The 21,938-nt window shown below is 73.1% G+C and carries 19 protein-coding genes and 1 pseudogene; 12 read left to right on the plus strand and 8 right to left on the minus strand.

Annotation, left to right across the window (positions count from 1 at the left end; all coding sequences use genetic code 11):
- Window positions 1-15: 15 nt before the first annotated feature.
- From GA0070213_RS17075 to GA0070213_RS17105, 8 genes and pseudogenes are all read left to right on the plus strand, one after another.
- Window positions 16-993 (plus strand): hypothetical protein, encoded by a 978-nt coding sequence (locus GA0070213_RS17075; protein ID WP_245716430.1) that lies wholly within the window; start codon window positions 16-18, stop codon window positions 991-993.
- Window positions 994-1,651: 658 nt separating this feature from the next.
- Window positions 1,652-2,401: a DinB family protein gene (locus GA0070213_RS17080; protein ID WP_091064679.1), complete on the plus strand. Its 750-nt coding sequence runs from the start codon at window positions 1,652-1,654 to the stop codon at window positions 2,399-2,401.
- A gap of 114 nt (window positions 2,402-2,515) precedes the next feature.
- Window positions 2,516-2,617 (plus strand): annotated as a pseudogene (locus GA0070213_RS31580) (IS982 family transposase); the annotation flags it as partial.
- A 111-nt stretch (window positions 2,618-2,728) separates the two neighbouring features.
- A complete protein-coding gene (locus tag GA0070213_RS17085; RefSeq protein ID WP_091064682.1) occupies window positions 2,729-4,282 on the plus strand; it encodes a phenylacetate--CoA ligase family protein in 1,554 nt (517 codons plus the stop codon).
- 2 nt (window positions 4,283-4,284) lie between these two features.
- Window positions 4,285-4,725 carry a DUF4188 domain-containing protein gene (locus tag GA0070213_RS17090; protein WP_091064688.1) on the plus strand — a complete coding sequence of 147 codons (441 nt, stop codon included), beginning with the start codon at window positions 4,285-4,287 and terminating at the stop codon, window positions 4,723-4,725.
- Window positions 4,722-5,804 carry a GNAT family N-acetyltransferase gene (locus GA0070213_RS17095; RefSeq protein WP_091064692.1) on the plus strand — a complete coding sequence of 361 codons (1,083 nt, stop codon included), beginning with the start codon at window positions 4,722-4,724 and terminating at the stop codon, window positions 5,802-5,804. The genes GA0070213_RS17090 and GA0070213_RS17095 overlap by 4 nt, the downstream gene beginning before the upstream one ends.
- A gap of 1 nt (window position 5,805) precedes the next feature.
- Window positions 5,806-6,795, plus strand: a complete 990-nt coding sequence (locus tag GA0070213_RS17100) for a nitroreductase family protein (RefSeq protein ID WP_091064696.1) — start codon at window positions 5,806-5,808, stop codon at window positions 6,793-6,795.
- Window positions 6,796-6,973: 178 nt separating this feature from the next.
- Window positions 6,974-9,796: a glycosyl hydrolase family 95 catalytic domain-containing protein gene (locus GA0070213_RS17105; protein ID WP_091065255.1), complete on the plus strand. Its 2,823-nt coding sequence runs from the start codon at window positions 6,974-6,976 to the stop codon at window positions 9,794-9,796.
- 60 nt (window positions 9,797-9,856) lie between these two features.
- Here GA0070213_RS17105 and GA0070213_RS17110 read toward each other — a convergent pair whose 3' ends face one another.
- On the minus strand, window positions 9,857-10,573 hold the full coding sequence (locus GA0070213_RS17110) for a hypothetical protein (RefSeq protein WP_091064700.1): 717 nt from the start codon (window positions 10,571-10,573) through the stop codon (window positions 9,857-9,859).
- A 73-nt stretch (window positions 10,574-10,646) separates the two neighbouring features.
- Here GA0070213_RS17110 and GA0070213_RS17115 point away from each other — a divergent pair, with 73 nt between their 5' ends.
- Window positions 10,647-11,474 (plus strand): PIG-L family deacetylase, encoded by an 828-nt coding sequence (locus GA0070213_RS17115; RefSeq protein ID WP_091064704.1) that lies wholly within the window; start codon window positions 10,647-10,649, stop codon window positions 11,472-11,474.
- A 14-nt stretch (window positions 11,475-11,488) separates the two neighbouring features.
- Here GA0070213_RS17115 and GA0070213_RS17120 read toward each other — a convergent pair whose 3' ends face one another.
- Both GA0070213_RS17120 and glnA read right to left on the minus strand, forming a co-directional pair.
- The gene (locus GA0070213_RS17120; protein ID WP_091064707.1) at window positions 11,489-12,628 is read right to left on the minus strand and encodes a carboxylate-amine ligase; all 1,140 of its coding nucleotides are present in this window, start codon (window positions 12,626-12,628) and stop codon (window positions 11,489-11,491) included.
- A gap of 158 nt (window positions 12,629-12,786) precedes the next feature.
- On the minus strand, window positions 12,787-14,211 hold the full coding sequence (glnA, locus tag GA0070213_RS17125) for a type I glutamate--ammonia ligase (RefSeq protein ID WP_091064710.1): 1,425 nt from the start codon (window positions 14,209-14,211) through the stop codon (window positions 12,787-12,789).
- Between the two features lie 157 nt (window positions 14,212-14,368).
- Here glnA and GA0070213_RS17130 point away from each other — a divergent pair, with 157 nt between their 5' ends.
- From GA0070213_RS17130 to GA0070213_RS17140, 3 genes are all read left to right on the plus strand, one after another.
- Window positions 14,369-16,150, plus strand: coding sequence for an N-acetylglutaminylglutamine amidotransferase (locus tag GA0070213_RS17130; protein ID WP_091064714.1), 1,782 nt, complete (start codon window positions 14,369-14,371; stop codon window positions 16,148-16,150).
- A gap of 17 nt (window positions 16,151-16,167) precedes the next feature.
- Complete coding sequence (locus GA0070213_RS17135) at window positions 16,168-16,428, plus strand: YegP family protein (protein WP_091064718.1); 261 nt, start codon at window positions 16,168-16,170, stop codon at window positions 16,426-16,428.
- A 62-nt stretch (window positions 16,429-16,490) separates the two neighbouring features.
- The gene (locus tag GA0070213_RS17140; RefSeq protein ID WP_091064721.1) at window positions 16,491-17,360 is read left to right on the plus strand and encodes an alpha/beta fold hydrolase; all 870 of its coding nucleotides are present in this window, start codon (window positions 16,491-16,493) and stop codon (window positions 17,358-17,360) included.
- On the opposite strand, the gene GA0070213_RS17145 is transcribed toward GA0070213_RS17140, so the two are convergent.
- Genes GA0070213_RS17145 through GA0070213_RS17165 form a run of 5 tightly spaced genes read right to left on the minus strand, consistent with a single transcriptional unit; the run spans window position 17,357 to window position 21,933 of the window.
- Window positions 17,357-18,049 carry an aspartate/glutamate racemase family protein gene (locus GA0070213_RS17145; RefSeq protein WP_091064725.1) on the minus strand — a complete coding sequence of 231 codons (693 nt, stop codon included), beginning with the start codon at window positions 18,047-18,049 and terminating at the stop codon, window positions 17,357-17,359. The two genes, GA0070213_RS17140 and GA0070213_RS17145, sit on opposite strands and share 4 nt — an antisense overlap.
- Window positions 18,046-19,326, minus strand: a complete 1,281-nt coding sequence (locus GA0070213_RS17150; protein ID WP_091064730.1) for an NAD(P)/FAD-dependent oxidoreductase — start codon at window positions 19,324-19,326, stop codon at window positions 18,046-18,048. The genes GA0070213_RS17145 and GA0070213_RS17150 overlap by 4 nt, the downstream gene beginning before the upstream one ends.
- Before the next feature lie 12 nt (window positions 19,327-19,338).
- Window positions 19,339-20,217, minus strand: a complete 879-nt coding sequence (locus tag GA0070213_RS17155) for a family 3 encapsulin nanocompartment shell protein (protein ID WP_091064734.1) — start codon at window positions 20,215-20,217, stop codon at window positions 19,339-19,341.
- Window positions 20,218-20,231: 14 nt separating this feature from the next.
- Window positions 20,232-21,071, minus strand: a complete 840-nt coding sequence (locus GA0070213_RS17160) for a class I SAM-dependent methyltransferase (RefSeq protein ID WP_091064739.1) — start codon at window positions 21,069-21,071, stop codon at window positions 20,232-20,234.
- 31 nt (window positions 21,072-21,102) lie between these two features.
- Window positions 21,103-21,933 carry an SDR family NAD(P)-dependent oxidoreductase gene (locus GA0070213_RS17165; RefSeq protein ID WP_091065258.1) on the minus strand — a complete coding sequence of 277 codons (831 nt, stop codon included), beginning with the start codon at window positions 21,931-21,933 and terminating at the stop codon, window positions 21,103-21,105.
- Window positions 21,934-21,938: the final 5 nt, after the last annotated feature.

Genomic DNA, 21,938 nt, shown 5'->3' on the forward strand with positions numbered 1-21,938 from the left:
GGCGAGAGGATGGGCATGAGGCTGCCGCTGCAGGGTGGGCTGCCGCCGGCGGAGGCGCCGACCGGCGAGGTCGTGGAGATCGCCTGCGACGAGTCGGGGTTCTCCGGCACCAACCTGCTCGACCCCGCCACCCCGGTGATCGCCCACGCCAGCGTCGACCTGAGCACCGACGAGGCCGCCGACCTGGTCGCGACGCTGCGCTCCGGCTTCCGGTTGGCGCCGCACGAGTTCAAGTCTCGACAGTTCCTGCGCCGGCCCGAGGTGGCCGAGGCGCTGGAGTGGCTCCTGTCGGCGCTGCGCGGGCGGGCCCACGTCCACCTGGTCGACAAGCAGTTCTTCCTGGTCACCCGCGTCATCGACCTGCTGTTGGGCGAGCCGTCCTACGTGGCCGGCACCCGCCTGGCCGGGGAGCGCCGGGCCGCCGCCGTCGCGCTGCATCGCGCCGGGCGTGCCGCCGGCCCCGACTGGGACACCTTCCTGGCGGCCTTCGTCGAGATGCTGCGGACCAAACGGCGGGACCGGTCCGGCGACGGCAGCGTGGACCGGTTCCTCGCGGCCCGGGACGCGCTGCTGCGGCACATCCCGGCCGACGCCGTCCTGCGCGCGCTCGACCGCGATCGGGTGGCGGACGTGCAGGCCCGGCTGTACGCCGAGGACCGGTCGATCCCGCCGCCGCTGGAGCCGATGCTGCCGGCGCTGGCCGAGACCGTCCTGTCCTGGAGCGCCGGGCGGCGGCGGGTGCTGGTGACGCACGACGAGCAGAGCGCGCTGACCGCCGATCGGCTGCGCCGCCTCCAACGGGCGCTGGCCGAGCACGCCGGGCTGCCGGCCGGGGAGTCGCCGCTGGCCGGGCTGGTGATGACCGACTCCCGCGGCGACCCCCGGGTGCAGGTCGCCGACCTGCTCGCCGGGATAGCTCGACGGACGCCGGGCGCCGTCGACGACGGCCCGCTGCGCGCGGACGGTGGAGTCACGACGGAGCCTCGATGCTGAGGCTCGGCCGATGACAGGTCCCGGAGACGCCGGCGAGGGCGTGCGGCAGGGCTGGTACGGAGTGCGGTGCGTCTTCCAGTGCGGCGCCGAGGCGCCGTACGTGTACGAGGAGCGCATCACGGTCCGGCGGGCCGCCGGCTTCGTGCGTACCTCGGCTTCGCGCAGGTCTACCACATGTTCGACGAGTGGGGGCATGGTGCCGAGGTCTACTCGTTGATGAGAGACAGCGACCTTCCGGCCGGCGCGTACCTGACGAGGTTCTTCGACACCGGCGACGAGCGGCAGGGAACGCTGCCGGCGGCCCCGGACCGTTCCTCGGGGCGAGTCGACGGATCTTGAGTCGTTCCCTGGCCCACCGCAGGGACCCGCACTCGTCGGACCGGCCTTCGCAACGGTGGCAGTGGCCGAGAACCCAATGTCCTCTGATGGTTCGACCGGCTCGCCGGGGGAGCGGTATGGCTGGTGACCGACGTGGAGGCGTGGATCTCCGAGCACCGGCCGTGGCAGGCGCAGGGAACCGATCCGGACGAGCGCTGACCCGTCCTGGATCCGTTGACCGGTATTCCTCCTCTTCGCTCGTGTCCGGAAACCTCCGGGCGGCCCAATGCCGGGATCTTGATCTGGTGGTCCTGTCGTACCAGGCCCCTACGATGTGCCGATGACGCGATTCGTGCAGCAGCCGGACTACGAGGGCGCGGCGTTCATCGACCTGTCGATGGCCGGCGCAACCTTCCGCGAGGTGGATCTCAGCGGCGCGCGGATGCGTGGCGTGCTGCTGTTGGACGCCGACATCGACGGGGCGATCGACGGCCTGCGCGTCAACGGCGTGGAGGTCATGCCCTTGATCGAGGCCGAGCTGGATCGCCTGCACCCCGAACGGCGTCGACTGCAGCCGACCACACCCGAGACGATGCGCGATGCGGTGGATGTCATCGAGGAGCTGTGGCAAGCGACGCTGCGACGCGCAAGCCTCCTGCCGGAGGAAGCCGTCCACAGATCGGTGAACGACGAATGGTCGCTCGCCCAGACCCTGCGCCACACGATCTTCGTCATGGACGCCTGGTATGGCCACGCGGCGGCCCTTCGCCCGAACCCGTTCCATCCGATCGGCCTACCCGCGTCGTTCACCACCAACGGCACCGAGTTCGGCATCGACGAGTCGGCCGCGCCCACCCTCGGCGAAATCCTCGCCGTGCGCGCCGAGCGGATCGCCGACCTGCGCGCATATCTGGCGCAGGTCACGCAGGAGGAGCTGGACCGCGTGCGGGGGCCGAACACCGCGATCGGCTGCCCGCCGCCCGCCGAACGTACGGCGGTCAAGTGCCTGCAAGTCATCTTCAGCGACCAGTGGGCACACGTGCAGTTCGCCGACCGCGACCTGGCCATCCTGGAACAGGAGTATGCGTGATGCTCCGGGGGTCACTGCTACACCGTCCGCGTACTCGTTGATAGGCCAAACGCAGAATTGGCCGGTGGTGTCGATGTGGACCGTGAGGCCGACCTGAACGCCGACCTGGACACCCGTGTCCGGCAACGCCTGCTCGCCCTCAACGCCGCGATCCGGCACAACTGGACCATCGACGCACCCGTCAAACGCTCCTTGGTCGCCTACGACCATCGATGACCTGCCCGGAACTACCGGTCAGCGATCTATCCCCGCTGGGTACGCGTACTCAGCACGAATCCCGTCTCGTGGCTCAGGTGTCGGCGGACCGGCGTCGGCAGGATCCTTGTCATGGCCGAGACGCTGCACCGACCCGCCACCCTCCGTACCGTCGAGATGCCCCTGCCGGGGGCGGAGACCGCCGGCCGCGCGGTCGCCGCGCTGGTCCGGCTGGTCGGCCGGCACCCCGCCGGCTGGCGCTGGCTGGCCCGGCGGCACCACCCGGTCCTGGACCGGCTGGCCGAGGCGAACGCGCGGTCGGTCTGCGTGCGGGCGGCCCGGCGGGTGCCGGCCTACCGGGCGTTCCTGCGTGCCCGCCCGGCGGGCATCCGCCGCCGGCTGCGGGACTTCCCGGAGACCGACAAGCTGGGGTACGTGGTGGGCCACGACGCCGCCGCGCGGTGCTGGCACGGGCGGCTGCCGCTGCGGGGGGTGGTGGTCGACGAGTCGGCGGGGTCGTCGGGGCGGCCGTTCAACTGGCCGCGCGGCGAGCGGGAGCTGCGGGCGGTGCACCGGGACATCGTCGGCTACACCGGGCTGGCGTTCCCGATGCGCCGGCCGTTCGTGATCAACGCCTACTCGATGGGCGCCTGGGCGACCGGGACCACGACCGGCGCGGCGATGGCCCGGATCGCGGTGGTGAAGAACACCGGCCCGGACCTCGGCAAGATCATCGACACGTTGCGCGAGTTCGGGCCGGAGTTCGACTACCTGGTGACCGCGTACCCGCCGTTCCTCAAGCACCTGCGGGACCGGCTGGACGCCGAGGGCTTCCCCTGGGCGCGCTATCGGATCTTCGGCAGTTGCGGCGGGGAGGGGATGACCGAGGCGCTGCGCGACTACCTGGAGCAGCGGTTCACCCGGGTGCGTTCGGCGTACGGGGCGTCGGACCTGACCATCGGCATCGGCGCGGAGACCCGGTTCACGGTGTGGCTGCGGCGACGGCTGCGCACCGACGCGGCGCTGCGGGCGGAGCTGCTCGGCGCCGGTGAGCAGCGGCTGCCGATGGTGTTCCAGTACAACCCGTTCGCCACCTGGCTGGAGACCAACGAGCGGCGGGAGCTGGTCTGCACCGTGGGCAGTCCGGACGTGCTCCAGCCCCGGCTGCGCTACAACGTGGGCGACGAGGCGCTGCTGGTGCCGTACCGGCGGATCGCCGAGCTGGCCGCGGCCGATCCGGTGCGCGCGGCCGAGTTCCGCACCGCCACCGCCGACGAGCGGATGACGCTGCCGGTGCTGCTGCTGTTCGGCCGGCGCGACTCCACAGTGTCCTACCTGGGCGCGAACCTCTACCCGCAGGACGTCGAGTACGGCCTCTACACCGGCAACCCGCACGCGTCCGCGATCAGCCGGTTCTGCCTGGCCCTCGTCGAGGACGAGGCGCTGGAGACCCGTCCGGTGATCCACGTGGAGCTGCGCGGCCCGCTGGCCGCCGCCGACCGTGCGGCGCTCGCGACCGCGTGCCGCGACGGGGTACGCCGGCACCTCGCCTCGGTGTCGCGTGACTTCGCGCAGTCCCTGGTGGAGGACCCGACCGCAGGTGACCTGCGGGTGGAGCTGCACGACCCGGGCACCGGCCCGTTCGCCGGCCCGCAGAAGATCAAGAACGCCTACCTGGTGAGGTGACCATGCGTACCCGAGATTTCTCCCGTGCCCCGGCGCAGGCCAGCGCCGGCGCGATGTTCATCGGCGGCACCCGGTACGCGAGCCCGCTGGTGCTGCTGCGGCTGGCTCCGGACTGGTTCCGGATGGTCCGGGACATGCGCCGGATGTCCGGCTACCGCTGGCACACCGTCTACTGGCAGTTCCCGCTGACGTTGGGCACCATCGCGTTCTTCGCCGACCGGGACGCGATGCTGCGCTTCGCGCGTACCCGGCACCATCGCCGGCTGATGGCCTGGCTGACCGACGGCAACCGCAACGCGACGGCCGGGTTCATCCGGCTCTACACCGCCGACCCGGACGGCTACTCCAACGGCGAGTGGCGGGCCGAGGACGGCGCGATGGGCCACATCGAGGAGTTCACGCCGCTGGGCGTGGAGACGACCGGGCCGGCGGTGCGCCGGTGAGCGGCCACCGGTTCGAGCGGGTCACCGGCCGGCGCGCCCTGACCGAGTTCCTCGCGTTCACCGACCGGCTCCACGCCGACGAGCCGCGCTTCGTGCCGACGCCCCGCCAGCAGATCCGCCGTTGGTGGCGGGAGGGCGTGCCGATGTACGTGCTGCGCGACGCCACCGGCGCGGTGGTCGGGCGGACCACCCTGCACACCGACGCGGACCTGGACGCCAGGCTGGGCCGCCGGTGCCAGCTGTTCGGGCTCACCGAGTTCACCGCGCCGGCCGCCCACCCGCTGTTCGACGCGATCGACGCGCACGCCGCCGCGGACCGGAACCTGCTGTTCGGGCCGGTGGCGCTGCTGCCCAACCAGGCCGGCGGTGTGATCACCGACGGCTACGACGACCGCGGTTTCGTCGACAGCGCCTGGAACCCGCCGCGCTACCCGGCCGCCTACGAGGCGTACGGGTTCGCCCGCCGGTTCGTCTCGGACACCTGGATCTGCCCGGTGCCGGCGCCGGACGGGCCGCCGCCCGCGCTCGGTGTCCAGCCCGACGGCGCGCGGCTGGAGCTGCACCGGGGCGACGTGCGGCGGCTCGACGAGCAGCTCGACCTGCTGCGCGGGATGCTGAACGACTCCTTCGCGCAGCTCGGCTACTACACCCCGATCTCGGCGTCGCAGCTGCGCCGGCAGACCGACGGACTGGCCCACCTGCTGGACGAGTCGCTGTTGCTGTACCTGACCCGGGACGGGCAGCCGGTCGGGTTCGTACTCTGCGTGCCGGACATCAGCGAGTTCCTGGTCCGGGTACGCGGCGACCTGAACCCGGTCAACCAGCTGCGGCTGCTGGCCACCCGTCGCCGGTACCGCCGGGAGGCGGTGCTGATCATTAAGGGCGTGCGGCCGGAGTTCCAGGGGCGCGGCTACCAGCGGCTGCTCTCCGCGCACCTGCACCACTACCTGCACGCCGGCGGCTACACCACGCTGCGCAGCACGTACGTCGGTCGGGACAACCCGGCGTCGGCGGCGCAGTACCGCCGGCTCGGCGGCCGGCCGCTGCACGGCTACACCTTCTACGCCAGGGAGCGCTGACATGGACCTCGCCGCGTTCCGCGAGCTGGAGCCGCTGTGCTGGCGGGCCCCGAGCGCGCACAACACCCAGCCGTGGCGGCTGCGCTACGAGCGCTGGGCGGTCACCGTCGGCTGGGACCCGGCCGACACGCTGCCGGCCGGCGACCCGACCGGCCGCGACCTGCGACTGTCCCTCGGCGCGTTCGTGGAGACCTGCCTGATCGTCGCCGCCGACGCGGGGCTGCGACTGGACTGGGCCGCCGACCACGACGAGTCCGACCATCGGGTGGGCCGGTTGCGGCCGGCACGACAGCCGTACCGGACACCGTTCCGCACCGGCGACGTGTGGGACCGGCGTACCCATCGGGGCCGGTTCACCGGCGGCCCGGACGCCGGTGTGCTGGCCGCCGTCGACGACGTGGCCCGGCGCGGCGGCGGCGCGGTCCACGTCGTGCCGGCGACCGGCCGGCTCGGCGCGCTGCTGCGCGCCGCCGACCGCGCGGTCTACGCGGACCCGGCGGTCGCGGCCGAGCTGCGCCGTTGGCTGCGCCTGGACCCGGCGCGACCGGAGTACCGGACGGACGGGCTCAGCGACCGGTGCCTCGGGCTGTCCCGGCCGGCCGCCGCGGGGCTGCGGACGGCGCTGGCCGCCTATCCGGTGCTGCGCCCGCTGGGGCTGCCGCGGCTGCTGGCCGCCGGTGACGACCCGCTGGCGCGTGGCGGCACGGTGCTGGCGCTGGTCGCGCCGCCCGACCTGGACACGGCCGGGCAGGTCGAGTTCGGGCGGGTGCTGATGCGGATGTGGCTGACCCTGCACGCGGCCGGCCTGGCCGCGCACCCGTTGAGCCAGCTCGTCGACGTCGGCGCCACCCGGGACGCGATCGGCGCGTTGCTGGACGTGGCACCGGGGCGGATCGTGCACGTGACCCGGGTGGGCCAGCCGGTGACGCCGGCGCCCCGATCGGCGCGCCGGGTCGAGCGCGGGTCGCCTTCGGTGAGAACGTTCGCATAATGCCCCAGCGCTCCTTGACGGGTGGCCTCTCATCCATGAAAGTCCATATGGGCTGATGCACCGCTCGGACGGGAGCTCGGGCGTGGGCATCGCGAGTTGAGCGTGCGGAGATTTCGGGCCACTTCTGTTAACGCTCACACGAGATTCGCCGTCGCCGATCCGTGTGCTGGGAGAGATCATGTCCGAAGTGACCCGAAGGAACGTCCTCAAGGCCGGCGCGGCCGGCGCCGGTGCCGCCATGGTGCCGGTCGCCTGGAGCGCGACCGCCCGCGCCGGCTCGACCGCGCCGCCACAGGTGTCGGCCGCGAACGACCTGGCGCTCTGGTACGACGAGGAGGCCGGCACCGACTGGCTCCGCGCGCTGCCGGTCGGCAACGGTCGGCTCGGCGCGATGGTGTTCGGCACCATCGACACCGAACGACTCCAGCTCAACGAGGACACCGTCTGGGCCGGCGGCCCGTACGACTCGGCGAACACCCGGGGCGCGGCCAACCTGGCCGAGATCCGGCGTCGGGTCTTCGCCGACCAGTGGACCTCGGCGCAGGACCTGATCAACCAGACCATGATGGGCGCCCCCGGTGGCCAGCTCGCCTACCAGACCGTCGGCAACCTCCGGCTCGCGTTCGGCTCCGCCGGCGGGGCCACCCAGTACAACCGGACCCTCGACCTGACGACCGCCACGGTCACCACCACCTACGTGCTGAACGGGGTGCGGCACCAGCGGGAGGTCTTCGCCAGCGCGCCCGACCAGGTGATCGTGGTCCGGCTGACCGCCGACCGGGCCAACTCGATCACGTTCTCGGCCACCTTCGACAGCCCGCAGCGGACCACCGTGTCGAGCCCGGACTCCGCCACCATCGGCCTCGACGGCATCTCCGGCAACCAGGAGGGCGTCAACGGCTCGGTGCGGTTCCTGGCCCTGGCCAACGCCGCCGCGACCGGTGGCACGGTCAGCAGCTCCGGCGGCACCCTGCGGGTGTCCGGCGCCACCGGCGTGACCGTCCTGATCTCGATCGGCTCCAGCTACGTCAACTACCGCACCGTCAACGGCGACTACCAGGGCATCGCCCGCAACCGGCTCACCGCCGCCAGGAGCGTCGCCGTCGACCAGTTGCGCAGCCGTCACCTCGCCGACTACCAGGCGCTGTTCAACCGGGTCACGATCGACCTCGGTCGGACGGCGGCGGCCGACCAGCCGACCGACGTGCGGATCGCGCAGCACGCCAGCAGCAACGACCCGCAGTTCGCCGCGCTGCTGTTCCAGTTCGGGCGCTACCTGTTGATCTCCTCTTCCCGTCCGGGCACCCAGCCGGCGAACCTCCAGGGCATCTGGAACGACTCGCTGACCCCGTCCTGGGACTCGAAGTACACGATCAACGCCAACCTGCCGATGAACTACTGGCCGGCCGACACCACGAACCTGTCCGAGTGTTTCCTGCCGGTTTTCGACCTGGTCAAGGACCTGACGGTGACCGGCGCGCGGGTCGCCCAGGCCCAGTACGGCGCGGGCGGCTGGGTCACCCATCACAACACCGACGCGTGGCGGGGCGCCTCGGTGGTCGACGGGGCGTTGTGGGGCATGTGGCAGACCGGTGGGGCCTGGCTGAGCACGCTCGTCTGGGACCACTACCAGTTCACCGGCGACCTCGGCTTCCTCCAGGCCAACTATCCGGCCCTCAGGGGCGCCGCCCAGTTCTTCCTGGACACCCTGGTCGCCCACCCGACGCTCGGCTACCTGGTGACGAACCCGTCGAACTCGCCGGAGCTGCCGCACCACGCGAACGCCAGCGTCTGCGCCGGGCCGACGATGGACAACCAGATCCTGCGCGACCTGTTCGACGCCGCGGCCCGTAGCAGCGAAGTCCTGGGCGTCGACACCACGTTCCGGTCGCAGGTGCGCACCGCCCGGGACCGGCTGCCCCCGAGCAGGGTCGGCTCCCGGGGCAACGTGCAGGAGTGGCTCGCCGACTGGGTCGAGACCGAGCGGACCCACCGGCACGTCTCGCACCTGTACGGCCTGCACCCCAGCAACCAGATCACCAAGCGGGGCACCCCGGCGCTGTACGAGGCCGCCCGCCGGACGCTGGAGCTGCGCGGCGACGACGGCACCGGCTGGTCCCTCGCCTGGAAGATCAACTTCTGGGCCCGGCTGGAGGACGGCGCCCGCGCCCACAAGCTCCTCCGCGACCTGGTGCGCACCGACCGGCTCGCGCCGAACATGTTCGACCTGCACCCGCCGTTCCAGATCGACGGCAACTTCGGCGCCACCTCCGGGATCGCCGAGATGCTGCTGCACAGCCACGCCGGCGAGCTGCACGTGCTGCCGGCGCTGCCGACCGCGTGGCCCACGGGCCGGGTCGCCGGCCTGCGGGGCCGCGGCGGATACACGGTCGGAGTGTCGTGGAGCAACGGTCAGGCCGACGAGATCGCCGTGCGCGCCGACCGCGACGGCACGCTGCGCATGCGCTCGCCGCTGTTCACCGGCGGTTTCGCCCTCGTCGACGCCGCCGACGGCAGCACGCCGGCCATCACCCGACCGGAGGCGGACGTCGTCCAGTTCGGCGTCCGCGCCGGGCACACCTACCGGGCCGCGCGGCCCGGCGTGACGCCGTCACCGACCCTGACCGCCACGCCCAGTCCCACGCCCACGCCCAGCACGTCGCCGACGCCGACGCCGACCACCAGCTCACCGGCGCCGTCCGGCGCGCGAGCGACGTACGCGGTGACCGGCTCGTGGTCGGGTGGCTTCCAGGGCGAGGTGACCGTCACCGCCGGCGCCACCGCGATCCGGGGCTGGACGGTCTCCTGGACGTTCCCGAACGGGCAGGTCGTCAGCCAGATCTGGGGCGGCTCGCACACCCAGAACGGAGCGAACGTGACGGTGCGCAACGTCGACTACAACGGCGCGCTGGCGGCCGGCGCCTCCACCACGTTCGGCTTCATCGGCACGGCGACCGGGGCCAACAACCCGCCGACGAACCTCACCTGCACGACGTCCTGACCGGGACGGGACGCGCCCCGACCGCCGGGGCGCGTCCCGTCGTGGACGATGCGGGGACGGTCAGGCGAGGAGCGTCTCGCGCAGCCGCGCACCCAGGTTGATCCGGCCGACCACCCGGGGGCCGGCCGGGTCGTACACGTCGATGCTGTGGTTGCGGCGCATCATCTCCCGCACCGACGGCGGCAGCCGCGGCGGGTCGTCCATCGCGGCGAGAACCTGCGCGCCGGCGTGGGTCAGCCGCTCCACCAGGGTGGTGCCGTCGGTGTCCACCCGCACCCGACCGAACTCCCAGCCCGCGGTGGTGAGGTCGAGCACCTCGAAGAGGCGGACCACGAACGGCTGCGGGTCGGTCACCCGGTCGAGGCGCTTCGCCCGACCACCGACCACCGTGGCGGCGGCGGTCACCTGCGCGTACGGGTGCAGCCCGCCGGGCAGCGCGCCCAACGGCCAGCGCAGCGACGGCCCGGCCTCCTTCCACAGGGGCCGGTAGTTGCGGCGGTGCACCAGCAGCCGTCGGCCGGTGCGCCGGTACACCTCCTGGGCCTGGAACTGCAGGTCGGCGTGGGCCTCCTCGGCGGCCTCGCACACGATGCCGGCGGCCACCACCAGACCGTCGTCGTCGGACAGCAGCCGGCTGATCGCGTCGACCTGCTCGGGGAACCGGATCCGGGCGTGCGCGCCGTAGGAGTGCCGCACGTCGCGCAGCAGTTCCTGCTGGCGCCCCGGGTCCAGTTCGACCCCACCGCCGCCGCCCAGCAACCGCCGGAGCCAACCCATCGTGCCTCGCTTCCGTCGCCGTCTGCGGACCGGGCAATGCTAGTGCGTCGGTGGATGCTCGTATGGTGACGGGGTGGCTGAGCGATCCCTGACCCTGATGGCGGTGCACGCGCACCCCGACGACGAGGCGACGAGCACCGGCGGCATCCTCGCCCGCTATGCGGCCGAGGGCGTCACGACGGTGCTCGTGACCTGCACGGACGGCCGGTGCGGCGACGGGCCCGGCGGCGTCAAGCCGGGCGACGACGGGCACGACCCGCAGGCCGTGGTGGCGATGCGCCAGGCGGAGCTGGCGGCCAGTTGTGAGGCGTTGAAGGTGACGCACCTGGAGACGCTCGACTACGCCGACTCCGGGATGATGGGCTGGGCGACGAACGACGCGCCCGGCGCGTTCTGGAACACGCCGGTCGCCGAGGCGGCCGATCGGCTGGCCGAGCTGATCCGGCGTTACCGCCCCGACGTGGTGGTCACCTACGACGAGAACGGCTTCTACGGCCACCCGGACCACATCCAGGCGCACCGCATCACGATGGCCGCGGTCGAGCGCACCGGCATCCCGGCGAAGGTCTACTGGACCACGGTGCCGCAGCGCGCGTTCCAGGAGTTCGGCAAGGTCATGCAGGAGATCGGGGTGGAGTTCCCCGAGCCGGACGCCGCCGACGAGATGCCGGCACTGGGCCTGCCGGACGACGAGATCACCACCTGGGTGGACACCCGCGCCCAGGGCGGGCAGAAGTTCGCCTCCCTCGCCGCGCACGCCAGCCAGGCGGAGAACATCTTCTTCCTGCGCCTGGGGGAGGAGCGGTTCACCGAGCTGATGGGGATGGAGACGTTCGTGCGGGTGCGCGACAGCACCGGCGCGCCGACCCCGGAGGACGACCTCTTCGCCGGCCTGCGCTGAGGGCACCGGCCGGGTCAGGCCGCGACGGTCTGCGCGGCCAGGTGCTCCAGCACGGCCCGGACGTCGCCGCCGGTGTCGGCCAGGATCCGGCGTTGCCGGGTGGCGCCGGTGCCGGTGCGGCGCATCCGGTCCACCTCGCGCAGCACCAGGTCCAGGTCCCCGTGCCGGCGCAGCGCGGGCGCGACGGTGACGATCAGGTCGTCGACGAGGTCCCAGGCCGGCCGGGGCCGCCCGGTCCGCAGGTCGACCAGCTCGCCGTCGAGACCGTCGTGGGCGGCCCGCCAGTGCGCGGCGGCGACCAGGCAGTCACGCATGCGCGGGGCGGGCGTACCGGCGCGGACCTCGTCGATCATGGTGGCGACCACAGCTCGGACCAGCCCGGCGACCAGCACGGTGTCGTCCACGGTGGGGCAGACGTCGCCGACCCGGACCTCCACCGTCGGGTAGGTCGCCGACGGCCGCGCGTACCAGTAGACCATCGCCGCGTCGAGCATGATCCCGGCGGTGATCAGGGCGTCCACGGTGGCGTCGTAGTCGGCGACGGAGTCGAAGTGCGGCGTCGGCCCGATGCTGGGCCAGCGTTCCAGCTGCATCGAGCGCCAGCTCGCGTGCCCGGTGTCGCGCCCGTCGTGCAGCGGCGAGTTCGTGGTGAGCGCCTGCACCACCGGCAGCCACGGACGGAGGTGGTTGCAGACCTGCACGGCGAGTTCCCGATCGGGCACCCCGATGTGGACGTGACAGCCGCAGACCGCCGGGTCGTGCGCCACCGGCCCGAACCGGCGGGACATGTCGTGGTAGCGCTGCTCGTCGGGGACCGTGCGGTGGGCCTCGCAGACCGGGGTGGCACCGACCGCGACGAGCCGCGCCCCGACGGCGTCGGCCGCGCGGGCAGCGGCCCGGCGCAGCGCGACGAGATGGTCGCGAAGCGCCGCGAGGTCGGGGCTGACCGGAGTCACCATCTCCACCATGCTGTGCCGGAACTCCTGCCGGCTCTGCTCGCGGGCGGTCCCGGAGAGCGCGTCACGGACCCGGTCGGCGACCGGCATGCTCTCCCCGGTCACCGGGTCCAGCAGCAGGAACTCCTCCTCCACCCCGAGGGTGAGGGTGGTGGGGGTCGCCGGGGTCGAGGTGGCGGTGGCGGGCCGCGGCCTCACCGGCGAGCTCCGCGTCGCACGGGTCCGTTCGGCGCGTCGTCGCTCGGCGGGGTCATGCCTCGACGGTACGAGGCCGGCGACCTCCGAGCTGCCGTTTTCCGTCGACCATCGCCCCCGCGGGCGACGGGCGGAGGCGATGGTCGACGAACGCCGCGGCGTCAGCAGTCGTAGTACATGGCGAACTCGTGCGGGGTGGGCCGCAGGCGCACCGGGTCGACCTCGTTGGCGTTCTTCCAGTCGATCCAGGTGGAGATCAGGTCGTCGGTGAAGACGCCGCCGTCGAGCAGGTAGTCGTGGTCGGCCTGGAGCGCCTCCAGCGCGTGCGACAGCGAGCCGGGGACCTGCTTGACGTCGCCCCACTCCTCCGGGGGCAGGTCGTAGAGGTCCTTGTCGATCGGGGCCGGCGGTTCGATCTTGCTCTTGATGCCGTCCAGGCCGGCCATGAGCATGGCCGAGAAGGCGAGGTAGACGTTGGCCGACGGGTCGGGGACGCGGAACTCGACGCGCTTGGCCTTGGGGTTGCTGCCGGTGACCGGGATGCGGGTGCACGCGGAGCGGTTGCGCTGCGAGTAGACCAGGTTGACCGGAGCTTCGAAGCCGGGCACCAGGCGCCGGTAGGAGTTGATCGTCGGGTTGGTGAAGGCGAGCAGCGACGGCGCGTGGTGCAGCAGGCCGCCGATGTACCAGCGGGCGGTGTCGGACAGGCCGGCGTAGCCGGTCTCGTCGTAGAACAGCGGCTGCCCACCGCGCCACAGGCTCTGGTGGGTGTGCATCCCGGAGCCGTTGTCACCGAACAGCGGCTTGGGCATGAACGTCGCCGTCTTCCCGTGCGCCCACGCCTCGTTCTTCACCAGGTACTTGAAGAGCTGGAGCTGGTCGCCGGAGTGCAGCAGCGTGGAGAACTTGTAGTTGATCTCCGACTGCCCGCCGGTGCCCACCTCGTGGTGCGAACGCTCCACCGTGAACCCGGCGTCGACCAGCCGACGCACCATCCAGTCCCGCAGGTCGGCGTAGTGGTCCACGGGCGGCACCGGGAAGTAGCCGCCCTTGTAGGCGGTCTTGTAGCCGCGGTTGCCGCCCTCCTCGACCCGGCCGGTGTTCCAGGCGCCCTCGATCGAGTCGATGTAGTAGAACGACTGGTGCGCCGAGGTCTCGTGGCGGATCGAGTCGAAGATGTAGAACTCCGCCTCCGCGCCGAAGTAGGCGGTGTCGGCGATGCCGCTCGCCTCCAGGTACGCCTCGGCCTTCTTGGCCACGTTGCGCGGGTCGCGGGAGTAGGCCTCGCGGGTGAACGGGTCGTGCACGAAGAAGTTCAGCGCGACCGTCTTCTGCGCCCGGAACGGGTCGACGAACGCGGTGGCCACGTCCGGGAGCAGGAGCATGTCCGACTCGTGGATCGACTGGAAGCCGCGGATCGACGAGCCGTCGAACGCGAGGCCGTCGGTGAAGACGCTGTCGTCGAAGGACTCGACCGGCAGGTTGAAGTGCTGCATCACGCCGGGCAGGTCACAGAAACGTACGTCGACGAACTTCACGTCCTCGTTCTTGAGGTATCGCAGGAGTTCCTCGGGATTGGCGAACACACGTCCTCCTGGCAGGCGTTGTTGATCTCCGGCCACGTCCCGTGGCCGGACCGCCCGGGGACATGGCCCGTACGGCCACCGTACGACGGCTCGCCGCTCCCGGCTCGCCAACCGCCCATCCCGCGTTTCCTCCGTCACATACCGGGTAGTCGCCGACATGTGCGGGATCAGCGGTGAGGCCCGCCTCGACGGGGCGGTCCCGGACGCCCGGGCCGTCGACCGGATGACCGAGGCCATGCGCTCGCGCGGCCCGGACGGTGAGGGCCGGTGGAGCGACGGCTGGGTGGCTCTCGGGCACCGCCGGCTGACCGTCATCGACCTCTCCGAGGCCGGCGACCAGCCGATGGCCCGCGACGACCTCGGCCTCGCCCTGGTCTTCAACGGTTGCGTCTACAACTATCCCGAGCTGCGCGACGAGCTGCGGGCCGCCGGGCACACCTTCCGATCCACCAGTGACACCGAGGTCGTCCTGGTCGCGTACGCCCAGTGGGGTGAACGGTTCGTCGACCACCTGGTCGGCATGTTCGCCGTGGCGCTGGTGGACCGGCGGCGGCGTCGGCTCGTGCTGGCCCGCGACCGGTTGGGCATCAAGCCGCTCTACCTCGCCGAGACGCCCGGCCGGCTGCGGTTCGCCTCCACGCTCCCGGCACTGCTCGCGGCCGGCGACGTGGACACCGGCATCGACCCGGTGGCGCTGCACCACTACCTGTCCTGGCACTCGATCGTGCCGGCCCCGCGCACCATCCTGCGCGGGGTGCGCAAGCTTCCCCCGGCCACCGTCCGGGTGGTGGAGGCCGACGGGCGCTCCCGCGAGCACGTCTACTGGCGGCCCGCGTACCGGCGCGACCCGGCCCACGACGGCATGGACGCCCGCGACTGGCAGGCGGCGATCGGCGACGCCCTGCGCACCGCGGTACGCCGGCGGCTGGTCGCCGACGTGCCGGTCGGGGTGCTGCTCTCCGGCGGCCTCGACTCCAGCATGATCGTGGCGCTGCTCGACGGCGCCGGGCAGCACCACCTGCAGACGTTCAGCATCGGCTTCGACAGCCGCGGCGACGAGGCCGGCGACGAGTTCCACTACTCCGACCTGGTCGCCCGCGCGTTCGACACCGACCACCACCGCATCCGCCTCGCCGACGGCGACCTCGGCCCGGCGGTACGCGCCACCGTGGCGGCCATGACCGAGCCGATGGGCAGCCACGACGTGGTGGCGTTCCACCTGCTCTCCGAGCAGGTCGCCCGGCACGTGAAGGTGGCACAGTCCGGGCAGGGCGCCGACGAGGTGTTCGCCGGCTACGGCTATCACCACCGGCTCGCCGAGGCGGCCCGGCCGGACGCCGCTGCCGAGTTCACCGCCGCGTTCTTCGACCGGGACCACGCCGGGCTGAACCGGGTGGTCGACCCGGCGTACGCCTGCGACGCCGACGTCAGCGGCGAACTGGTCGCCGCGGAGCTGGCCGCGCCGGGCGCGCAGACCGCGGTGGACGCGGTGCTGCGCCTGGACACCCACCTGATGCTGCCGGACGATCCGGTCAAGCGGGTGGACAGCATGAGCATGGCCTGGGGGCTGGAGGTGCGGACCCCCTTCCTCGACCAGGACCTGGTGATGCTGGCGGCAGCCTGCCCACCCGAGCACAAGCTGGCCCAGGGCGGCAAGGGCGTGCTCAAGGACGTCGCCCGCGAGGTGCTGCCGGCCGAGGTCATCGACCGGCCCAAGGGCTACTTCCCGGTGCCGGCGCTGCGCAACGTCGACGGTCCCGTGCGAGAGTTGGTGGTGGAGGCCCTGGGCGCGCCCGAGGCGCGCCGGCGCGGCCTGTTCCGCCGCGCGTACGTCGACGAACTGCTCGCCGAGCCGGACCGGGCGCAGGCCGCCGCCGGCAGCAACAAGCTGTGGCAACTGGGCCTGCTGGAGCTGTGGTTGCAGTCCCACGGCGTCTGATCGGCGGGAGGAGCGCGGTGAAGTTCGTGATCGAGAGCGAGACCGACGGCCGGGTGGGCTTCACCGTGCTGGGCGGCGACGGGCAGGTGCTCGCCACCGGCCGGCCCTGCCCCGACAAGGGTTCGGCGCTGGCCGCCATCGGGGAGCTGATGCACGGGCTGGGCGACGCCTGCATCGAGGACCGCACCGAGGCCGTGACCCCGCCGCCGACCGCGACCAGCGAGATCGGTGGTGGCGACATGTCCGCCATCGGCCGTTCCGGCATCCCCCCGGTCTGAGCGTCCGGCAGCGGGCGCGCGCCTCCCCGTCGGTGTCGTACCGGGGTCGTAGGGTCACGGCCATGACGACGACACGGACCCACACGCTCGCCGTGCCCGGCGCCGATCTGGTCTACGACGTGCGCGGGCCGCTCCCGCCGGCGGACGGCCGACCGGTGCTGCTGATGATCGGTCAGCCGATGACGGCGGAGGGCTTCTCGGCGCTCGTCGAGCACTTCGCCGACCGCACCGTGGTCACCTACGACCCGCGCGGCCTGGGCCGCAGCCGGCGCACCGACGGCCGGTCCGACCACACGCCGCGGCAGCAGGCCGCCGACCTGCACCTGCTGATCGAGGCGCTCGGCGCCGGCCCGGTCGAGGTCTTCGGCAGCAGCGGCGGCGCGGTGACCGGGCTGGAGCTGGTCGCCACCCACCCGGGCGACGTCGTCACGCTCGTCGCGCACGAGCCGCCGATCAACGCGGTGCTCCCCGACGCGGCGGGCGCCGAGCGGGCCCGGGCCCGCTTCCACGAGGCCTACCAGGCGAAGGGCTCCGGCGCGGGCATGGCCGACTTCATCGCCATGACGTCCTGGCAGGGTGAGTTCACCGACGACTACTTCGCCCAGCCCTCGCCGGATCCGGCGGCGTTCGGCATGCCGGCCGACGACGACGGCAGCCGCGACGATCCGCTGCTGTCCAAGAACTCGTGGGCGGTCACCGACTACCGGCCCGACGCGGCCCGGCTCACCGCCGCGCCGACCCGCATCGTCGTCGCGGTCGGCGAGGAGTCCGCCGGCACCTACACCGCACGCACCGCGCTGGGCACGGCGGCGCTGCTCGGGCAGGAGGCGGCGGTCTTCCCCAGCCACCACGGCGGCTTCCTCGGCGAGCACTCCGGCTACGCCGGCAAGCCCGCCGAGTTCGCCGCCCGCCTCCGCGAGGTCCTGGCCTAGCCGTACGGGCGGCGGGTGAGCGTCGCGTGGGCCATCGTGGTCAGCGTGACGATGTCGAACACCGGCACACCCAGCCGGGCCTGGATCCGGTGGGCGAACGGCACCAGGTCGGTGCACTCGATCACCAGCGCGCCCAGGTCGGGGTGGGCGCGGGCGAGCGCGTCCACCCGGCCGTCCACCTCGGCGGCCAGCCGGTCGACGTCGAGCGTGTCGCGCCGCCCCTGCAGCATCACCTCGCGGAACTCCGGCTGACCGGCCATGCCGGTGACCGCGACCGGCACGTCCGCCGCGCCGACCGCGGCCAGGTGCCGCGCGGTCAGCGCCGCCTCGTCGGCGACCAGCAGCCCGACGGTGCGCCCGACCATCAGGTGCACCATCGGCAACTGCACCAGGCTGGACGACCACAGCGGCACGTCCACCGCGGCGGCGAGTTCGGCCTGGAAGAGCACCAGGAAGCCGCACGCGCCGGTGATGCCGGCCACCCCGGCGGCCTGCAGGTCGCGGGCCGCCGCGACGAACGGCTCCAGCAGCGTCGGGTCGGCGTCGCGCACCAGCCGCTGCGGCGTCGCGCCCTCGACCACCCGGTAGCGCACCGGGAAGTCGAACGTCGCCGGGTTGCGGATGTGCCCGGGGATCTTCTCGAAGCTGGTGTCGAGGCAGAGCACCCCGATCTCCGGCCGGTCGCTCATCGGATCCCCCTTTGGAAGCGGTCCAGGGCGAACGTCTGCAACGGCAGGGCCGGTTCCGCGCCGCTGACGAGCTGGGCGAGCAGTTCCCCGCCGGCCGGGGCCAGGCCCATCCCGATGTGCCCGTGCCCGGTGGCCACGCTGACGTTGTCCCAGCCGTCGGCCCGCCCGATCAGCGGCAGGCTGTCCGGGGTGCACGGACGTAGCCCGCTCCACACGTCGAGCCGCCGGTCGGTCTCCAGCGCCGGCAGGTAACGCCGGGCGGTGTGCAGGATCCCGTCCACCCGCCGCGGCGACACCGAGGTGTCCAGACCGGACAGCTCCAACGTGCCGCCGACGCGTACCCGGTCGCCGAGCGGCATCACCGCGACCTTGCCCTCGCTGAGCAGCACCGGCCGGGTGGGCGTGCCCGGCCCGGCCGGCACGGTGACGGTGTAGCCCTTGGCCGGTTGCAGAGTCAGGCCCACGCCGAGCAGCCGCGCGCAGGCCGCCGACCAGACCCCGGCGGCGATCACCACCTCGGTCGGGCGCAGGTCGCCCCGGCCGGTCCGGACGCCGCGCACCCGCCGGCCGGTCACCTCGAAGTCGCGTACCTCGGCGCCGGTGAGGATCTCCACACCGCGGGCCCGCAGCGCCTCGCCGAGGCCGACCAGGAACGCGGGGATGCGCAGCGCGGCGCCCTCCTCGTTGAGCAGCGCGCCGGCCACCGCGAAGTCGACGCCCGGCTCCAGCCGGGCCAGCTCCGCGGCGTCCAGGTCGCGCAGCGGCACCCCGCGCGCGGTCGCCGCCGGGATCGTACGGCGCGCCCGCGCGTACCCCTGCTCGGTGTGGCAGGCCAGGATCATGCCGCGTTCGGTGAGCGTGCCGGCCAGCGCGTCCTCGGCGCAGATCTGGCGCAGCAACGCCAGGCTGCGCTGCTTGAGCGCGAGCAGTGTCTCGAAGCCGGCGCGGGCGTGCCGCTCGGTGCAGTGCCGGCGGAAGTGCCACAGCCAGGCCAGCAGCGCGCCGTCGAGGCGGGGCTTGACCGAGAACGGGCTCTCCGGGCTGAACAGCCAGCGGACGCCCGTCGCCGGGACCCCGGGCTCGGCCAGCGGCGCCGAACCCTGGGTGCCGACGAAACCGGTGTTGCCGGCCGAGCAGGCCGTCGGGTCGCCGACCTGGCCCCGGTCCACCACCGTGACGGTGTGCCCGGCACGGCGCAGGAACCAGGCGCAGCACAGCCCGGCCACGCCGGCGCCGATGACCAGCACGTCGGGGTCGCTGCGGGCGGGTGTGGTCATGGTCGCCGCCGGTCAGAGCGTGACGACGAAGAAGCAGGTGGGCAGGTTCACCACGACCCGTTCCCAGATCTCGGCGCGCAACGCCACCCCCGGCTCGGCGAACGTGCCCGGCGGCGGCTCGGCGAAGCCGATCGTGGAGCGGCCGGCGTCGAACAGCAGCGCGCCGTGGCCGAAGTCGCCGACGATCGCGGTGCCCGGGTCGACCAGGCGGGTACGCACGATGAAGACGCCGTTGTCCTCCACGTCCCGCATCAGCGTGCCGCTGCCGAGCAGCCGGTAGTAGTCCGCCGGGTTGATGATCAACCCGTCGGCGGTGCTGCCCATCTGCTCGACCTCGTTGCAGGCGGAGAGGATGGTGGAGCCGAACGGCCCCGGGTCGGTGAGCCGGCCCAGCTCCGGCATGCCCAGCAGCCCACCCTCGCCGCGCAGGATGGTGTGGTTCTCGGCGGTGGCCAGCCGTACCACCAGCCGGTAGTCGATGAACTGCGCGAAGCTGACCGGGTCCTCCCACAGCGTGTCCGGCACCTGCACCCACGCGGTGGTGGTGAGCAGTGGCGGGATGGGGGAGCGGTGGAAGTGGTTCGCCGCCTCCCGGCGCAGGTCCGCGCCGTCGACCGCCGGGTCGTCGGGGCGGGGCGGGCTCTCGTGCCAGTAGAAGTCCTGCGGGTCCGCCGACAGGTTGACCACCTTGAGCATGTTCCGCGACGGGTAGCGGGGCTTGCGACGGGAGCTGGTCAGCGAGTCGGTGATCGTGACGTCGTAGTCGACGCTGGTGCCGAAGCCGTCCTTGGCGAACGCCTCGACGAACAGGCCACCGGGCGACATCTGGGTCTTGCGCGCGGCGACCACCTCGGCGATGGTCCGCTTCACGGTGTCGATGGGTTGCGGCATCTGGTGTCCCTTCCTCAGGCCGGCTTGCGGGCGACGAACATGCCCCAGCCGAACTCGCCCCGGTCGATGGCCGCCTGGATCTCGTCGCAGGAGTCGGCGAAGTTCCCGATCCAGGTCCGCGCCGCCTCGTCGGTGGTGCTCGCGGCGCGCTCCCGGGCGGCGCGGCCCAGCACCCGGTACGTCTGGCGGATGTGCGCGTCGAGGCTGCGGGCCACCACGTCCACGAACCCGGCCTCGGACAACGCGCGGCGGTAGCCGTCGAGCGAGTAGCCGCCGTTCCAGCGCACCCGGTCGTAGACGTGCCGGCGGGCCGCCTCGCCGATCCGCTCGGTCGGCTGGAGGAAGTCGGAAACGGCCAGCACCCCGCCGGGGGCGAGCACCCGGAACATCTCGGCGTGGCTGCGCGGCTTCTCCGGCACCAGGAACAACGCGTCCTGGCTGACCACGTGCGTGAACGTGCCGTCGGCGTACGGCATCGCGGTGGCCGAGCCGTGCCGGAACGACACGTCGAGCCCGGTGCCGCGCTCGGCGCGCCGCTGTTCGGCGAACCGGATCCGCTCGATGCTCAGGTCCAGCCCCTCGCCCCGGCACCCGGTGCGCCCGGCCAGCCGCAGCAGGAAGTTACCGCAGCCGCAGCCGACGTCGAGCACGTTCGACGTCGCGTCGATGCCGGCGTCGTCGGCGAGGATGTCCGAGGTCCGGTCCGCCGCCGCGTGGTAGTCGATGTCGTCCTCGCCGGCGAAGTAGCCGGTGTGCAGCACGCCCTCGCTGTCCCAGAAGCTGAGGTACGTCTGCGTGGTCTGGTCGAAGAACTCGGAGACGTCGCGCTCGGTGAACTGGCTGGTCGTGGACATGGGCACTCCCTCGTGCGGCGGTCGGGTGGACTCAGGCGTAGGTGTCCTTGCGGACCCCGGTCAGGTGCGGCAGGTCGGGGCCGGTCGCGGCGGCGCCGCCGTCGATCAGGTGCACGCCGGCGGTCACGTACGACGCCCGCTCGCTCGCCAGGAACGCGGCCACCGCGGCCACCTCCTCGGGGCGGGCCAGCCGGCCGACGGCGCTGTGGTGGCCCATCGCGGCCAGCCGGGCCTGCACGTCGCCGTCGTCGCCGGCCAGTCGGGCCGCCGCGCGTTCCATCGGCGGGGTGCGCACCCCGCCGGGCGCGAGCACGTTCACGGTGATCCCGTCCCGGCCCACGTCCACCGCGAGGCCCTGGGCGAAGCGCACCAGCGCGGCGCGGGTCACCCCGGACAGCACCAGCGGACCGATCGGCACCACCGCGGTCTCGGAGGCGACCAGCAGCAGCCGGCCCCGGCCCGCGGCGCGCATGTGCGGCACCGCGGCCAGCGACAGCGCGACCGCCGGCAGCAGCACCCGGTCGACGGCGGCCCGGTAGTCGTCCGTGTCGAAACCGGTGGCGGTGCCGATCGGCGGGCTGCCGCCGCTGACCAGCAGCACGTCCGCCCCGCCGAGGTCGGCGGCGACCCGGTCCACCCAGCGGGCGGCGGCGTCGGTGTCGGTGACGTCCACGCGGTCGGCGCTGACCCGGCCGGTGGTCACCGCGGCCAGCTCCCGCTCGGCGGCGGCGAGGCGCTGCGGGTCGCGCCCGCAGACCGCCACGTGCGCGCCCTCGGCGGCGAACTCCTTCGCGCAGGCCAGCCCGATGCCGCTGGTGCCGCCGGCGACCAGCGCCACCCGATCCTTCAGCCCCAGATCCACGTCCG

It is taken from the genome of Micromonospora humi, assembly GCF_900090105.1.
Taxonomy (GTDB): Bacteria; Actinomycetota; Actinomycetes; order Mycobacteriales; family Micromonosporaceae; genus Micromonospora; species Micromonospora humi.

What these genes read in the sequence shown, in the direction of transcription:
- GA0070213_RS17090 (WP_091064688.1), top strand. Translation starts at nt 4,285, where the DNA reads ATGCGTACCCGAGATTTCTCCCGTGCCCCGGCGCAGGCCAGCGCCGGC.
- GA0070213_RS17160 (WP_091064739.1), bottom strand. Translation starts at nt 21,071, where the DNA reads ATGTCCACGACCAGCCAGTTCACCGAGCGCGACGTCTCCGAGTTCTTC.
- GA0070213_RS17140 (WP_091064721.1), top strand. Translation starts at nt 16,491, where the DNA reads ATGACGACGACACGGACCCACACGCTCGCCGTGCCCGGCGCCGATCTG.
- GA0070213_RS17130 (WP_091064714.1), top strand. Translation starts at nt 14,369, where the DNA reads ATGTGCGGGATCAGCGGTGAGGCCCGCCTCGACGGGGCGGTCCCGGAC.
- GA0070213_RS17155 (WP_091064734.1), bottom strand. Translation starts at nt 20,217, where the DNA reads ATGCCGCAACCCATCGACACCGTGAAGCGGACCATCGCCGAGGTGGTC.
- GA0070213_RS17145 (WP_091064725.1), bottom strand. Translation starts at nt 18,049, where the DNA reads ATGAGCGACCGGCCGGAGATCGGGGTGCTCTGCCTCGACACCAGCTTC.
- GA0070213_RS17100 (WP_091064696.1), top strand. Translation starts at nt 5,806, where the DNA reads ATGGACCTCGCCGCGTTCCGCGAGCTGGAGCCGCTGTGCTGGCGGGCC.
- GA0070213_RS17110 (WP_091064700.1), bottom strand. Translation starts at nt 10,573, where the DNA reads ATGGGTTGGCTCCGGCGGTTGCTGGGCGGCGGCGGTGGGGTCGAACTG.
- GA0070213_RS17105 (WP_091065255.1), top strand. Translation starts at nt 6,974, where the DNA reads ATGTCCGAAGTGACCCGAAGGAACGTCCTCAAGGCCGGCGCGGCCGGC.
- GA0070213_RS17150 (WP_091064730.1), bottom strand. Translation starts at nt 19,326, where the DNA reads ATGACCACACCCGCCCGCAGCGACCCCGACGTGCTGGTCATCGGCGCC.
- GA0070213_RS17075 (WP_245716430.1), top strand. Translation starts at nt 16, where the DNA reads ATGAGGCTGCCGCTGCAGGGTGGGCTGCCGCCGGCGGAGGCGCCGACC.
- GA0070213_RS17080 (WP_091064679.1), top strand. Translation starts at nt 1,652, where the DNA reads ATGACGCGATTCGTGCAGCAGCCGGACTACGAGGGCGCGGCGTTCATC.
- GA0070213_RS17085 (WP_091064682.1), top strand. Translation starts at nt 2,729, where the DNA reads ATGGCCGAGACGCTGCACCGACCCGCCACCCTCCGTACCGTCGAGATG.